Here is a 13,231-nt window from a genome sequence, read left to right on the forward strand (position 1 = left end):
CACAATGCAGGATCACCGTTATCCAAACGGGCGTATCTCGACGCCCGCTACAAGGGGGTTTTCATGCGCAGTCTGTTGTTCCTGGGCGTTGCCGCGACCGTTTTCGTTACGTCCTTACCGGCGGGCTACGCGTCCGCCGCTACGCCGGAGGCAGAGTCACCGGTGTTGTGCACGACGTCGCAACCTGACGCCGACTATGCCGCCGGCCAGGTCGTCGTGACCGGTGTACGCGCCGCCACGCAATACTCCCAATCCAGCAAGCGCACGCGTGACCAGGGCGCGCCGCCGCCGCCCAATGTCCAGCCGCGCGTGACGCCGCCGTCGAACGCCGCACCCCCGCCACCGATTCCCGTGTCGCCGGCGCCCAAGCAGTCCCGGCAGGAATACAAGGAACCGCCGCGCCAGCTGAACGGCGGTGTCGTCGGAGGGCTGCAGCGTGTACCTGGTGTATCGGTGATGCGCTTTGCCCCGCCGTCCGCTGAATCCAACAATGAACGCTATGACGGCAAGGAGGTGTCTGGCGTCAAGCGTGTCGTGGAAACGCCGGTGTCGACCTTCGCTGTCGACGTCGATACCGCCACCTACGCCAACGTCCGCCGTATGCTCAAGGACGGCCACAAGCCGCCCGAAGCTGCCGTGCGCACCGAGGAACTGATCAACTATTTCCGCTACGACTATCCGCTGCCGCAGGATAGGACCAAGCCGTTCTCGATCACCACCGACGTGTCGGCGACGCCGTGGAACCCGCAATCGCGCCTACTACGCATCGGCCTGCGCGCCTACGACGTGCCGAACACCAGCCGTCCCGCGGCCAATCTGGTCTTCCTGGTCGACGTGTCCGGATCGATGAGTTCGCCGGACAAGCTGCCTCTGGTCAAGCAGGCGCTGGGGATGGTCGCTGACAATCTCCGGCCGGATGACCGCGTCTCGATCGTCGTCTATGCCGGGCAGGCGGGCCTGGTCCTCAAGCCGACCTCGGACGGCAAATACGTCAAACAGGCGATGGAATGCCTGTCGGCGGGCGGTTCGACAGCAGGCGGGCAGGGGATTGCGCTCGCCTATGCGACGGCCAAGGCCAGCTTCATCAAGAACGGCATCAACCGGGTTATCCTGGCGACCGACGGCGACTTCAATGTCGGCACGACGCGCGACCAGCCTTTGGTCGAACTGGTGAAAAAGGAGATGGAAGGCGGCATTACACTGACGGCGCTGGGCTTCGGCACCGGCAATTACAACGACTCGATGATGGAGAAGATCGCCGACAGCGGTAACGGCAACTACGCCTATATCGACTCGCTGCTCGAAGCCCGCAAGGTGCTGGACGACGAACTGCAATCGACACTCTACACGGTCGCCAAGGACGTCAAGATCCAGGTCGAGTTCAACCCCGCCCAGGTGTCGCAGTATCGTCTCATCGGCTATGAGAATCGGGCGTTGGCCGAAGAGGACTTCAGCAACGACAAGGTCGACGCCGGCGATATTGGCGCCGGCCACCAGGTCACGGCGCTGTATGAGATCATTCCGGCCGGCGCCGAAGGCTGGATGCCCGATCGCCGCTTTGCCGGCAATAAAACGCCCGCGACGGACGGGCATGGCGATGAGATGGTCTATCTCAAGCTGCGCTACAAGCTGCCCGGGCAGGACCAGTCTCAGCTGATCGAACAGTCCCTGCCGGCTTCGCTGATTAAGACGGCGAGCGCACCCAAGGGCGACATGGCGTTCGTGGCTTCGGTGGCGGCCTATGGCCAGCTGCTGCGCGGCGATACCAATATGGGTGATTTCACGCTGAAGGACACGCGGGCCCTGGCTGGCGACCAGAACGGCTATGTCCGTTCGGAATTCGTCGAGCTGACAAAACTGGCAGAAAGCGCGGACGTGCCGAGGTAGGGATATCCCTCCGTCAGCTTCACTACGTTTGCTGACACCTCCCCATTCACATCAGGGCTATCGCATATGACTTTGACGTGCTGGTTCTATTTCTCCTCTCCCCATGTAAAGGGGAGAGGAAAGGCGCGCAGCGCCAAGGTGAGGGGTAAAGCGTCAGAAGATACGCGCGCTGAAACGACAGTATAACCCCTCATCCGGCCCTAATGGGCCACCTTCTCCCCTCAAGTGGGGAGAAGAGAAGTGAATTCAATATGTTGCAAGCTATATGCGATAACCCTGCCATTCACATGGGGAGGAGGGCGTCCTGAGGCGGGGTCATGTCTCCCTCCGCCCTACGCGATGCGGTGGAGGGGTATTGCCGCCGACCATACATCGCCCTTGCCATTCCGCCGAAGGCCTGAGACATAATGGCGATCTACGCTCATCGGGGGTGTCAACATGCGTAAACTGGTATTCATTTTGCCCGTACTGTTTGGCGCAGTCTCAGCCCTTCCGGCGTCAGCCCAGTTGACGGATGCAGCGGCAAGCGCTCGCTGCTTTGCCGTCTCCGAGGAACTGGCCCTGCAGCATGACCGGGCGACAGAAGTCTATAACAAGCGCAATGCCGCCTATAACGCCAATCCTAATCCGGACGAAGCCAAGCGGCTGGACGGGATGGCGGCCTTCCTCGACAAGATGGCCCAGGCGTCGGTCGAAGTCGTCATCTACTATTCCAAGGTCGAAGTCCCCCAGGCCATTCGCGACGAGGTCAAGGCCAAGAAGCCCGGCGAACTGATCGCCATGGCCAAGGCGTGCGTGGCCGCAGAAACGGCCCGGATCGACAAGCCGCAATAGGGAGGCCGGTATGAAGCGAAGGGACCTGGTGGTTGCAGGAATGGCTTCCGTGCCGTTACTGCTTGGCGGCTGCAACCGCTCCCCGCGCGAAAAATCCAACAAGACAATGTTGATCAAACAGCCCGCCAATCCCGTCTTCGCGCCCTATTACGACATGGGCGGTGTGCTGTATTTCGAGGTCTTCAGCTCTAAAACTGCCGGAGAGGCCGGCTATCGCGACGCCATCGGGATGACCCTGGCGCAGATGAGCCCCGTTGACGACAAGGCGCTGCGCGAACTGCCGGGCCGCCGCATCACCGAACAGGCCTTGATGGGGGACTGGTACGACCCCAACAGCGGCGACCTGATCCGGAAGGGCATACACAAGACCCGCGATGGCCGCGAACTGACCGATCCGAGGCTCAGGAGCCTGGCGGGTGTCGAGATCGTTTCGGGCGGCAGCCCGCTAGGCAATGGCCTTGCCTATGCCTTTCAGTTTACGCCCTATGGCTTGTCCGGTGGTCCCCTCGAAGTTCAAAAAGCCTTCGATGCAATACGGGCTTTTATTCTGCCGAGTGGCCAGGAGAGCCGCATCTACGACTGGAGCCATGCCAGGCTCGACACGCTGTCACCCTATTTCAAAGCGGGCCTCGAATGGTGGGGCGTGTTTCTCTACACCGTCCATATCCCGGCGACGGGCCAGATGACGGTGATTACCGGGTCGGCGACGGATTGAGCGGGTTAGCCCCTGATGGCCGGATTGCGCCGTAACTGTTCGACGGCAAAATCGACGAAGGCCCGGACCTTGGCGGCGGCGCGGCGGCCTTCGGTGTGGATGACGTGCACCGGCCATGAAGGTTCCTGAAAATCGGAAAGGATGATTTTCAGCCGCCCTTCGGCGACATCAGGCGCCACCTGATAGGACAGCCGCCGCGTAATGCCGAAACCATCAACCGCCGCCAGCACCGTCGCCCGCGTCGTCGTGCACGACAACACCGGGCGGACCGTCACCGGCGCCCGGCCGCCGAACTTCCATTCGACCGGCATCGAACTGCCCGTCGAGACGACGAGGCGGTGATGCAGCAGGTCCTCGGGCACGCGAGGCTCGCCGTGGGCGTCGAGATAGGATGGGGCGGCGCAGATCATCCGCCTGACCTCGCCGACACGGATCGCCGACTGGCTCGAATCCGGCAGCTCGCCGATACGGATCGCCACGTCCAGGCCTTCGTCAACAAGATTGGTCACACGATCGACGAAGACGGTACGTGCCGTGACGCGCGGGTGCAGGTCGAGAAACGCCGTCACCACTGGCAGGACATACATCTCGCCGAACAGCACGGGCGCGGTGACGCTCAACTCGCCCTGGGGCAGGCTGTAGGACCCGGCCGCCGCCGCTTCGGCCTCGGCCAGTTCGGCCAGGATGCGCTTGCAGTCCTCGTAATAACGCCGCCCGGCTTCGGTCAGCACCACCGACCGCGTCGTGCGCGTAAACAGCCGCGTGCCGACGACGCTTTCCAGGCCTGCGACGGCGCGCGTTGCCGCCGGCGCGCTGAGGTGCAGGGCCTTGGCCGCGCGCGAAAAGCTGCCCGTTTCAGCGACGTTGGTGAATACCTGCATGGCGTGGAGGCGGTCCATGGGCGCGTCATAGCATTATTGCAGTTTACGCAATAGTCCTTTGCGTACGTCGCCCGTTCTCTTTGTGGCCGGTTTGCGCGAAAAGCGGACGGGAAGGTGTTCTTTGCTGACAGTGAAGGCCCCGCCCACCGCCTTCGGCGGTCCCCCCTCCCCATAAATGGGGAGGGGGGACCATCTGCGGAGCAGATGGTGGGCGGGGCCTCTTGCTTTCGCATCCTGCTCAGAAGCCAGTTAACCAAACGGAGACCAACCATGAAGCTCTATGACTTTCCCCTGTCGGGCCATTGCCACCGGGCAAGATTATTCCTGTCGCTGATAGGTGTCCCGGCCGAAATGGTCACGGTCGACCTCAAGGGCGGCGCGCATAAGGCGCCCGATTTCCTGGCCATGAACAGCTTCGGCCAGGTGCCGGTGCTGAAGGACGGCGATGTCACCGTGGCCGATTCCAACGCCATCCTGGTCTATCTGGCGACCCGGTTCCAACGCCACGACTGGTTGCCGCAGGGCGCGGCCGAGGCGGCGCGCGTCCAGAGATGGCTGTCGGTCGCGGCCGGCCAGATCGCCTATGGCCCGGCGGCAGCGCGGCTGATCACCGTGTTCGGCGCAGGCCTCGATGCCCAGACAACCATTGCCCGCGCCCACGCCGTCCTCAACATTATCGACAATGAACTAGAAGGCACAGACTGGATCGCCGCCACCACCCCGACCATCGCCGATGTCGCGCTCTATTCCTACATCAGCGCCGCGCCGGAAGGGAATGTCGATCTCGGCCCTTACGCCAACATCCGCGCCTGGCTGAAGCGCGTCGAGGCCCTGCCGGGGTTTGTACCGTTCCCGAAGACCGCAGCGGGCCTGGCCGCGTGATTTCTCCGTTCCACGCGGGCGAGGTGCGGCTTCAGGACAGCGCGGGCGTCCTGGAGAAGACGCGCGCCTTCAACGCTGTCGTCATCCGCGACTACATGCCGGAACAGCATCGCGACTTCTATCCGCTGCTGCCCTTCATCGTCATCGGCGCGGTCGATGGTGAGGGGCGGCCGTGGGCGACGATACGCACGGGTGCGCCAGGTTTTCTGTGGTCGCCCGACCCGCAGAGTCTGAGCGTCCGTCTGCCGGTCGATGGCAATGACCCCGCAGAAGCCGGCCTCGGCGACGGCCAGGCGATCGGGCTCCTCGGCATCGAGTTGCATACGCGCCGCCGCAACCGGGTGAACGGAACGGTGCACCGGAGGCCGGACGGCTTTGTCGTCGCGGTCGAGCACGCCTTTGGCAACTGCCCGAAATATATCCAGGTGCGCCACGCCGGGCCGCGCGCGAATGCCATCAAAGGTGGGCCGCATATCAGTGACGATCTGACGGAACGCGCGCGGGCGATCATCACAGCCGCCGACACCTTTTTCGTGGCGTCGTTTGCCGACGTCGCGACGGGCCGGCAGGTCGATGTCTCGCACCGTGGCGGCCGGCCGGGCTTTGCCCGCGCAGGCGACGACGGCTGGCTGACCGTGCCGGATTTTTCCGGCAACCGCATGTTCAACACGCTCGGCAATTTCGCCGTCAACCCCAAGGCCGGACTGGTCTTTTTCGACGATGCCACGGGTGATCTTCTGCAGATGACGGGCCGGGTGGAACTCGAGCTGTCGGCCGACGCTCATGCCTTCGACGGCGCCGAACGCTTCTGGCGTTTCAGGCCCGAGCGTGTGATCGTGCGCCCCGGCGCGCTGTCCCTGCGTCTGGACGCCGTTCGGGATGGTATCTCGCCCAATAATCTCAGAACCGGAACCTGGAGTTGATCCCTATGTCACGACCGCCTTTGCCACCTTTCGATTTCGACACCGCCACGCAGAAGGTCCGGCTGGCCGAAGACGCGTGGAACGGCCGTGACCCGGCCCGTGTCGCCCTGGCCTATACGCCCGACAGCCAGTGGCGAAACCGCGCCGAATTCCTTAGCGGCCGCGCCGAGATCGAGGCCTTCCTGACCCGCAAGTGGAACCGGGAACTCGACTACCGGCTGATCAAGCAGCTCTGGGCATTCACCGACGACCGCATCGCCGTGCGCTTTGCCTATGAGTACCGCGACGACAGCGGCCAGTGGTTCCGTGCCTATGGTAACGAGAACTGGCAGTTCGACGCCGATGGCCTGATGATGCGCCGCATCGCCAGCATCAATGAACATCCGATCCCTGAGGATGCACGCAAGTTCCTGTGGCCGGCGGGCAGACGGCCGGACGACCATCCGGCACTTGAGGACTTGGGACTTTAACGGCCTTTTTTGCTGATTTTTGCGGTAAAACCGCTTGACCCTGTCCCCTTGCCGTGGTCCAGCATAACGTTGATAGTTGCAAGGGGAACAATGGTCAGACCGCTGCCTGTTTTCGTAGCCGTTGTGGCCTGTTTACCCGGGATTGCTCCGGCGCTTTCGCGCGCCCAGACGGTTGAGCAGACGACCGAAGCGAAGCCGGCAGAAGCCTCTCAGGGTGAGGCAAAAGGCGAGGGCAAGGGCAGCCAAAAAAGCAAGGATGGGCCGCCCATCGTTGTCACTGCCCGCAAGCCGTCGGTGACCAACAAGATTGACCGCCGCGTCTACGACGTCTCCGCCAGCCCCGACGCCGCCTTTTCAACCGTGACGGATGTCCTGACGCGCATTCCTTCAGTCACGGTCGATCCGCGCGGTCGCATCGCCCTGCGCGGCGACAGCCAGGTCAAGATCCTGATCGATGGCGTCGAAGCCCGTGTCGGCGCGCTGGCCAGCCTTCAGGCGTCGGACATCGAGCGCATCGAGGTCATGACCAATCCGTCGAGCCAGTTCGAGTCGGACGGTTCGGGTGGCATCATCAACATCATCCTGAAGAAGAAGCGCAAGGACGGCGTCAATGGCATAGCCAGCGCACGCGCCGACGCCGACGGCCGCTACAATGTCAATGCCGCGCTCAGCCGCAAGGCAGGGCGATGGACCGTGGCGATGTTCGGCAGTTTCAGCCGCACCGGCGATGAGACGCGTTTCGACGGCCAGCAAGACTGGATGACCGCATCGGGGGCGCAGACGACAAACGGCTTCGACCTGTCGGCCACCAGCCGGCGCCAGGCCTATGAAAACGTCAGTGTGACCTATGCGCCGACCGAGCAGGACACGATCGAGCTGAATTACGGCTATTATCGCTGGCGTCAGACCACGACCGATAACGGCACGGTCAGGGTCGCCAATGCGGCGGGACAGGTGATCGAGGATCACGCCGAAGCCGTCGTCGGCACCGAGCGCGGCGTCACTGACGAACTCAAGCTCCATTATACGCACAAGGGCAAGCGCGAGGGCGAGCACTTCGACCTTACGGTTTCGCACGACAGCGGCCGGTCGACGGACGCGTCAGCGCACGGCCTGGCCTATGCCGTGCCCGCCGGGCCTGAGCGCGCCTACGCCTATATCAACGATTCCTCTGATCACGGCGGATCCTTCAAGGGTGATTATGAGCGGCCCTTCGGCAAGTCGCGCCTGACGACGGGCTTCCTTTATGAGACAACGGAAAGTCATCTTGTAGGCCGGTCCGACAACCTCGCCGCTATCGTGCCCGGCGCGCCCGACTTCGTCACGCCGTTCGACTATGCGCGCCGGATCGCGGCCGCCTATGTGACCTGGCAGGCGCCGCTGGGACGCTTTGTTGTCATGCCGGGGCTGCGTGTCGAGGACGAGCACCGCGAGGCCGGGGCGTTCACGCGCAACGAGCTGCGGCTGCTGCCGTCGCTCAATGTCAACCGCGTCCTGTCGGACACCACCAAGCTTGTCGCCAGCTACAGCCACCGCACCCAGGCGCCCACCCTCTATCAGCTCAATCCGCGCCCGGTCTACTGGTCGCGCTACCTGCGCTACGAGGGCAATCCGCAACTGGCGTGGCAGGACACGGATTCGTTCGAAGCCGGCTATGAGTTCACGGGCAAGGAATTCAGCACGAACGGCAGCCTCTATTACCGGGTGAATTACGATCCGATGACCGAAACGCGCAGCGTGACGGCGGATCAGGTCGTCGTCCTGTCGGTGATCAATGCCGATCAGTCACGCGCGGCGGGGCTGGAATGGACCGCCAAGGGCAAGATAATCCGGACGATCGACTATTCGGTGAACCTCAACGTTTTCGACAGCGAGGTAACGGGGCTGCTGGGCGGAAAGGCGCTGAAGCGCCAGTACGTCACCTGGTCGGGCAATACGGTCGTCGAATACAAGCCCAACGACCGCGACTGGTGGCAGTTCAGCCTGAACGGCGAGGGGCGCGGCGTAATGCTCCAGGGCTACAAAACCGGATTCTACCGGCTGGATGTGACCTGGCGCCACAAGCTGACGCCGAAGTGGACGGCGTCGGTGCGCGCGCTTGACCTGCTCAATTCGTCGAAGCAGGAGACGGTGTTCACGACGCCGCAGGGTGAATCGCGCACGCTGAGCCGCACGGAACGCCCGGCGCTGATGGTCGGCATCGCGCGCAAGTTCGGCAATGGCAGTCAGTAATCGGTGTCAGTTGGAGGGGGCTATACAGCCTCTCCTCCCTACGGCATGAGGGCGTAAGGCGGGTCGCCTTAGCTCAATCAAACAAGCTCATGCGGCCGGCGAACACCTGAAACAGCTGCGGCAATTGTCCCAGCCCAAACCGCGCCATCCATCCATCCATGGCGGCGGCATCGCGGCCCTGGCTCCACGAAACGATGGCAAGGACGGCGAAGACGGGCGCAAGAAAACAAATCACGACCGCCGAAACAATAATATCGAGGCCGCGGAAAAGCTGAGATTTAAGACGTCTAAATGTGCGTTTTACTGCCCGGGCACGCGTATGCCTGCCGGAGGCTCCAGTTGGATTAAAATTCATCCCAATACCTGTTTTTTTTCATTTTTATCGGCTAAGCGCTGGGCGGACCATGATCAAAAACTTATAAAAATGTAATACGGTTCGCCAAACAGGCGAAACCGCGTCGGATCCGGCAGGAAAGCAACGGTGGCGCGGGATTAAGTAAGTTTGCGACAAAATTCTGCGTGCATTTGTGGAAACAAGCCGCAAGTCAATATCTTGACCACGGGACTATACCATTGGCTTCGCTTCTGCGCCGCATTTTTGTGCGGGCAGGACTAGGTTGCCGGCGTTCAATCCTTAAGGGAGTTCCCCCATGGCAGACGTCAAAATCGAGAACAACACTCCGGTCGTGGAACGCGAGGTTATCCGCGGACCTGTGGTCGACAACAGCGGCAACAATGCCGGCCTGATCATTCTGGCTGTCATCCTGGTCGCTCTGCTGATCGGCGCCTTCTTCATGGCGCAGACGCGGCCGCGCCCGGCCGACGCCGTAGGCCAAACGGTCGAGCAGGTCGGCGACGCGGCAGGCGATGCAGCCGGCACCGTCAAGAAGACGATCACAGTCGAGTAAAATTCAAAAGCCGCCGGACCCTCCAGCGGCATTTTTGTGGGCTCATGACCGGTTTTGCCGCCAGGTCTTGTCGGCTGCCTCTTCGCACAGCGATTGCAGCAAGGTCGCGACCGACACGGTCTCATTATCGGCGACGTGTTTGGCAAGCGCCGCGACCTCACAGGTGAGCACCTCCCAGTCGGCATCGGCGCGGCGGCAGGCGACGATGACGTCACGAAGATAGGCGTTGAGGGCAGATTCGTCGCCGGGCGCCAGCCGGGTTCTGGCGCTGTCTTTTATGAAGGTGAGCAGGATGGTGCGGACGTAGGCGCTTTCGCGTTCGCCGGACAGGTCGGTCCCCGGCACATCCCGGATGACCGACCGGATGAATTCCAGCCGCAGTGCGTCGTTACTTTTAAGCGTTTTGCCGTACATGGCCCAGCTGCTTTTGCCGCTAATGGTGTCGTCCGACGATAGGCCGGCCGGCATAAAAAAGATATGTGATCACACGTTTCGCGGCGCGGTCAGGACCGGCGGTAATTCTGGTCGAGCTCCTGGCCATTCAACCGTTCCTCGACACCGTCGATATAGATGTTGACCTCGACGCCATCAGCGCCTTCGCTCTGTTCGACGCGGTTGACCACCGCCGGGCCGCCGTAGCGTTCTATCAGCTCAGGATCGTTGATGCGGTGTTCCGGCACCGGTATGGCCGTGAAGTCGAAGGCATCGGAAGCATAGACCTCCTCGCCCGTATTGTTGTCGATGAGGTGAAAGGCAAAATCGGCCATGTTCAGGTATCCTGTCGGTGAGGGTGTCCTGAAGATGACCGGCCGGGCCATAAGAAGTCGATGCCGAAGTCCTCGAAACCTCACTCCACGCGGATGCGGCCGTCGTCGCGGCGGACGCGTTGCGCCGGCCGTAAACGGGCCAGGAAACCCGCTCGATCGGTGGCCGTCAGCCAGCCCATCGCCTCGTGGAAATCGGAAAAATGGCAGATGACTTCGTTCGGCAGGTGAGGCGCGGCGTGCGGGGTTCTGAGGTCTTCCATGGCATCGAAGCCAACAATCGCAACATAGGCTTCATAGTCGCGCCCGGCGGTCATCGCCTGCCAGCGCGCGGCGATGGCGTCGTAGTCAGCCTTGCGCAGATGGCCGTCGAAACGGCGCAGGTCGAGCAGGCGGTTATAGGTCCACGGCATCGCGACCGTGGCGTAGGATTCGAACAGGCGCTCCATGAACAGGTCTGCCGGCATGTCACCGATCGGGCGCACGACGATGACGCGCTTTTCAGGATTGGCCATGAAGGTTAAGCGGAAGGTCGGACAGAACATGGGATAACTCGCGATGAGAGGCGGGTTTTTTAGCTTTGTGACGTTCCTGACAGAGGAGGGCTTTGGAAACGCCACGATCGGTTTCTATCTATCTGGGCATCGCCACCTCACCCCCCGGTGACGAAGACGGGCGCTGTCCCCCTCAAGCGGCGCCCGTCGCCTTTTAATCCGGGTCTTTATCCAGTTTTCTGCACAATCACGCCGTACCAGCCGAGCCCGTCATAGGTTTCGTAGCCGGGCGTGCGGTGGAAGGCGACCATCTGGCCTGAGGCATCGACATAGTTGCCCGATGACTTGCCTTCGGTGCGCAGGCGAAAGTGCTCGCTCAATATGCCCTTGCCATCCGAAGCGGCGATGACCAGTCCGTTGGCGTCGGTCAAAAGGACGCGCGTCGTGTCCTTTTCGTCGTCATTGATGCGCACGCCTTCGACGACACTTTTGGCCTGGGGCTGCCAGTCGAAATGGATGCCCAGCACGCCGATCAGTTCGCCGCGCACGCTGCCGCCGGCGCGCACGCCCGTGGCGTAGGTGGCGACCTGGGCATTACGCAATAATGGCTCGGTGGCGATGTCTGCAACCGCGAACTCCGTTCCGCTGCGCAGATGCAGGGCGCGCTGGAACCAGAGCGCGTCATGGACGTTGCGCCCGGCGACAAAGTGCCTGTCCGGGCGGCCATTGGCGATGACATTGCCGTCGAGGTCGCATAGCCACAGATCGACATAGACGGTGTAGCTATCGAGGATGACACCCAGGCGATGGGCGGCATGGGCCTGGCGCTCGGGTGTCGGTGCGGCGGCGTGGTCGACGACGGCGGAGTCGGTCGCCCACCAGCGGACGTCGCAGGTCCGTTCATAAAGGTTGCGGTCGATGATTTCGACAGCATTGAGCGCCAGGTCGGTCAGGCGCGCGCCCTGCGACTGCTGGGCCATCTTCTGCGTCAGGTCTTCGAGGGTGACAATCTCGTTGCCCAGGTCCTTAGCGAGGCCTTCGACCTCGGCGGAGATGTTGCGCACCTCGTCGGCGACGACGGAAAAGCCGGCGCCCTTGTCGCCGGCGTGCTTGGCCTCGATCAGGGCATTGAGGGCGAGGATACGCAGCTTGGACGTCACCTGACGGATGTCGCGCACCTTCTGGCTGGTGACGGTCTTAGCCTTGGTAGTCTGGGAAAGGATATCGGAAAGCGACACGGCACTGGCAAGCAAGGAGGAGGCGGGCATCTGTGTACCTTTTGTGCACTGCAAAAAGGCGGTCAGATGACAATCCGGGTGCTTAATGAAACGTAAACCGTTTCTTTTGCGTACGATATTTTATGTGGGAATTGGTATTGCAAATGTGCAGTGCGGCATGATTGACACATTCCACTGATAGCTCAGAAAAGACTTATTGCGCATGATACTTTCAAAGTATCATTTGAAACTATACGCATGGAGTTGTTTTTGCCAGTAGAACCAATTCAGAATGCACAGGTGGTAAGGTCCGACGCCCCCTAACCGATCGACATGGCCACGATGTCGTCGGAACAGGGGCCGCTGTGAATGCGGCTCAGGCCCGTGGCGGCGTCCCAGTCGCAGGTGAATTGCACGTCGCCTGCCGGATTATAGGTGCAGCCGATGGCGATGCGCCGGTCCTCATAATTGACGCGGATCACGAAGACCTCGGCGCGCGCCCCGTTGCGCGTCAGATAGCTTCCCGGATGGAGCGGATAGGGATGGGGCGTGTCGAAAGCCATCACTTCACACCCCGCATGCGGACCGTGTCGAGCAGGAAGGCGTCGAGCGCGTCCTGGGCCTGTGTAGCTGTGGCAAAGCCGTGGCGGCCATGGGGATCGGTACCCAGGCGGAAGCGGCATTGGGCGGCGCTGTCGTACATGCTGGCGAAATATGCCTCGATGCCGATCACCTTGGTGACGCGGCCGGACATGGTCCCGCCGTCGATATTGACCCAGCTGCTTTCGTGGCCACGCCGGATGGGCGAGGCCGTTCTGTAAAAGGCGGTAGTGATGGCGTTCATCGATCATCTCCGTGTTGAGATGAGGATATTGGCGGAAGTTTCCGCCGTCAAGCGGAAATAGCGTATATTTCCGCATTATGACGGATTTATCCGCATTCTTGTTCAAGCTCCCCTCGCCAAACATTCGCGTGATGCTATCGTTTCCAAAATCTGCGGACTCAAAAGGTCGGTATGATGCGG

General features: G+C 62.0%; 16 protein-coding genes. 8 read left to right on the top strand and 8 right to left on the bottom strand.

The features are described from left to right. The first annotated feature begins 63 nt into the window (after positions 1 to 63). From AC1DON_RS06965 to AC1DON_RS06975, 3 genes are all read left to right on the top strand, one after another. Positions 64 to 1,887, top strand: a complete 1,824-nt coding sequence (locus tag AC1DON_RS06965) for a vWA domain-containing protein (RefSeq protein ID WP_476934047.1) — start codon at positions 64 to 66, stop codon at positions 1,885 to 1,887. A gap of 438 nt (positions 1,888 to 2,325) precedes the next feature. Further along, on the top strand, positions 2,326 to 2,721 hold the full coding sequence (locus AC1DON_RS06970; RefSeq protein ID WP_476934048.1) for a hypothetical protein: 396 nt from the start codon (positions 2,326 to 2,328) through the stop codon (positions 2,719 to 2,721). 10 nt (positions 2,722 to 2,731) lie between these two features. Beyond that, positions 2,732 to 3,436 (top strand): hypothetical protein, encoded by a 705-nt coding sequence (locus AC1DON_RS06975; RefSeq protein WP_476934049.1) that lies wholly within the window; start codon positions 2,732 to 2,734, stop codon positions 3,434 to 3,436. Between the two features lie 5 nt (positions 3,437 to 3,441). Here the strand turns inward: AC1DON_RS06975 and AC1DON_RS06980 are convergent, their stop codons facing one another. Continuing rightward, positions 3,442 to 4,335: a LysR family transcriptional regulator gene (locus tag AC1DON_RS06980; protein WP_476934050.1), complete on the bottom strand. Its 894-nt coding sequence runs from the start codon at positions 4,333 to 4,335 to the stop codon at positions 3,442 to 3,444. A gap of 252 nt (positions 4,336 to 4,587) precedes the next feature. On the opposite strand from AC1DON_RS06980, the gene AC1DON_RS06985 reads away from it, so the two are divergent. The 4 genes from AC1DON_RS06985 (at position 4,588) to AC1DON_RS07000 (ending at position 8,824) form a co-directional block, all read left to right on the top strand. Beyond that, complete coding sequence (locus AC1DON_RS06985) at positions 4,588 to 5,199, top strand: glutathione S-transferase family protein (RefSeq protein ID WP_476934051.1); 612 nt, start codon at positions 4,588 to 4,590, stop codon at positions 5,197 to 5,199. After that, entirely contained in the window at positions 5,196 to 6,122 is a 927-nt protein-coding gene (locus AC1DON_RS06990) for a pyridoxamine 5'-phosphate oxidase family protein (protein ID WP_476934052.1), read from the top strand. Before AC1DON_RS06985 ends, AC1DON_RS06990 begins: the two co-directional genes overlap by 4 nt. Positions 6,123 to 6,127: 5 nt before the next feature. Then, the gene (locus AC1DON_RS06995) at positions 6,128 to 6,592 is read left to right on the top strand and encodes a nuclear transport factor 2 family protein (protein ID WP_476934053.1); all 465 of its coding nucleotides are present in this window, start codon (positions 6,128 to 6,130) and stop codon (positions 6,590 to 6,592) included. Between the two features lie 90 nt (positions 6,593 to 6,682). Continuing rightward, positions 6,683 to 8,824 carry a TonB-dependent receptor gene (locus AC1DON_RS07000; RefSeq protein WP_476934054.1) on the top strand — a complete coding sequence of 714 codons (2,142 nt, stop codon included), beginning with the start codon at positions 6,683 to 6,685 and terminating at the stop codon, positions 8,822 to 8,824. A gap of 73 nt (positions 8,825 to 8,897) precedes the next feature. Here AC1DON_RS07000 and AC1DON_RS07005 read toward each other — a convergent pair whose 3' ends face one another. Beyond that, a complete protein-coding gene (locus tag AC1DON_RS07005) occupies positions 8,898 to 9,179 on the bottom strand; it encodes a hypothetical protein (protein WP_476934055.1) in 282 nt (93 codons plus the stop codon). Between the two features lie 295 nt (positions 9,180 to 9,474). Here AC1DON_RS07005 and AC1DON_RS07010 point away from each other — a divergent pair, with 295 nt between their 5' ends. Then, positions 9,475 to 9,732 carry a DUF3149 domain-containing protein gene (locus tag AC1DON_RS07010; protein WP_476934056.1) on the top strand — a complete coding sequence of 86 codons (258 nt, stop codon included), beginning with the start codon at positions 9,475 to 9,477 and terminating at the stop codon, positions 9,730 to 9,732. Positions 9,733 to 9,774: 42 nt separating this feature from the next. Here the strand turns inward: AC1DON_RS07010 and AC1DON_RS07015 are convergent, their stop codons facing one another. The 6 genes from AC1DON_RS07015 to AC1DON_RS07040 form a co-directional block, all read right to left on the bottom strand. Beyond that, positions 9,775 to 10,146 carry a hypothetical protein gene (locus AC1DON_RS07015; protein ID WP_476934057.1) on the bottom strand — a complete coding sequence of 124 codons (372 nt, stop codon included), beginning with the start codon at positions 10,144 to 10,146 and terminating at the stop codon, positions 9,775 to 9,777. Between the two features lie 89 nt (positions 10,147 to 10,235). Next, on the bottom strand, positions 10,236 to 10,499 hold the full coding sequence (locus AC1DON_RS07020) for a hypothetical protein (protein ID WP_476934058.1): 264 nt from the start codon (positions 10,497 to 10,499) through the stop codon (positions 10,236 to 10,238). A gap of 80 nt (positions 10,500 to 10,579) precedes the next feature. Further along, positions 10,580 to 11,041 carry a hypothetical protein gene (locus AC1DON_RS07025; RefSeq protein WP_476934059.1) on the bottom strand — a complete coding sequence of 154 codons (462 nt, stop codon included), beginning with the start codon at positions 11,039 to 11,041 and terminating at the stop codon, positions 10,580 to 10,582. Positions 11,042 to 11,217: 176 nt separating this feature from the next. Then, positions 11,218 to 12,258, bottom strand: coding sequence for a methyl-accepting chemotaxis protein (locus tag AC1DON_RS07030; protein ID WP_476934060.1), 1,041 nt, complete (start codon positions 12,256 to 12,258; stop codon positions 11,218 to 11,220). 269 nt (positions 12,259 to 12,527) lie between these two features. Beyond that, positions 12,528 to 12,770 carry a hypothetical protein gene (locus AC1DON_RS07035; protein WP_476934061.1) on the bottom strand — a complete coding sequence of 81 codons (243 nt, stop codon included), beginning with the start codon at positions 12,768 to 12,770 and terminating at the stop codon, positions 12,528 to 12,530. After that, positions 12,770 to 13,051 carry a hypothetical protein gene (locus AC1DON_RS07040; protein WP_476934062.1) on the bottom strand — a complete coding sequence of 94 codons (282 nt, stop codon included), beginning with the start codon at positions 13,049 to 13,051 and terminating at the stop codon, positions 12,770 to 12,772. Before AC1DON_RS07040 ends, AC1DON_RS07035 begins: the two co-directional genes overlap by 1 nt. Positions 13,052 to 13,231 lie beyond the last annotated feature (180 nt).

The organism is Asticcacaulis sp. P4_H10, from assembly GCF_056400965.1.

Bases quoted from the DNA above. Each gene is read 5' to 3' on its own strand.
- AC1DON_RS06965 (WP_476934047.1), top strand. From the start codon at position 64: ATGCGCAGTCTGTTGTTCCTGGGCGTTGCCGCGACCGTTTTCGTTACG.
- AC1DON_RS06970 (WP_476934048.1), top strand. From the start codon at position 2,326: ATGCGTAAACTGGTATTCATTTTGCCCGTACTGTTTGGCGCAGTCTCA.
- AC1DON_RS06975 (WP_476934049.1), top strand. From the start codon at position 2,732: ATGAAGCGAAGGGACCTGGTGGTTGCAGGAATGGCTTCCGTGCCGTTA.
- AC1DON_RS06980 (WP_476934050.1), bottom strand. From the start codon at position 4,335: ATGGACCGCCTCCACGCCATGCAGGTATTCACCAACGTCGCTGAAACG.
- AC1DON_RS06985 (WP_476934051.1), top strand. From the start codon at position 4,588: ATGAAGCTCTATGACTTTCCCCTGTCGGGCCATTGCCACCGGGCAAGA.
- AC1DON_RS06995 (WP_476934053.1), top strand. From the start codon at position 6,128: ATGTCACGACCGCCTTTGCCACCTTTCGATTTCGACACCGCCACGCAG.
- AC1DON_RS07000 (WP_476934054.1), top strand. From the start codon at position 6,683: ATGGTCAGACCGCTGCCTGTTTTCGTAGCCGTTGTGGCCTGTTTACCC.
- AC1DON_RS07005 (WP_476934055.1), bottom strand. From the start codon at position 9,179: ATGAATTTTAATCCAACTGGAGCCTCCGGCAGGCATACGCGTGCCCGG.
- AC1DON_RS07010 (WP_476934056.1), top strand. From the start codon at position 9,475: ATGGCAGACGTCAAAATCGAGAACAACACTCCGGTCGTGGAACGCGAG.
- AC1DON_RS07015 (WP_476934057.1), bottom strand. From the start codon at position 10,146: ATGTACGGCAAAACGCTTAAAAGTAACGACGCACTGCGGCTGGAATTC.
- AC1DON_RS07020 (WP_476934058.1), bottom strand. From the start codon at position 10,499: ATGGCCGATTTTGCCTTTCACCTCATCGACAACAATACGGGCGAGGAG.
- AC1DON_RS07025 (WP_476934059.1), bottom strand. From the start codon at position 11,041: ATGTTCTGTCCGACCTTCCGCTTAACCTTCATGGCCAATCCTGAAAAG.
- AC1DON_RS07030 (WP_476934060.1), bottom strand. From the start codon at position 12,258: ATGCCCGCCTCCTCCTTGCTTGCCAGTGCCGTGTCGCTTTCCGATATC.
- AC1DON_RS07035 (WP_476934061.1), bottom strand. From the start codon at position 12,770: ATGGCTTTCGACACGCCCCATCCCTATCCGCTCCATCCGGGAAGCTAT.
- AC1DON_RS07040 (WP_476934062.1), bottom strand. From the start codon at position 13,051: ATGAACGCCATCACTACCGCCTTTTACAGAACGGCCTCGCCCATCCGG.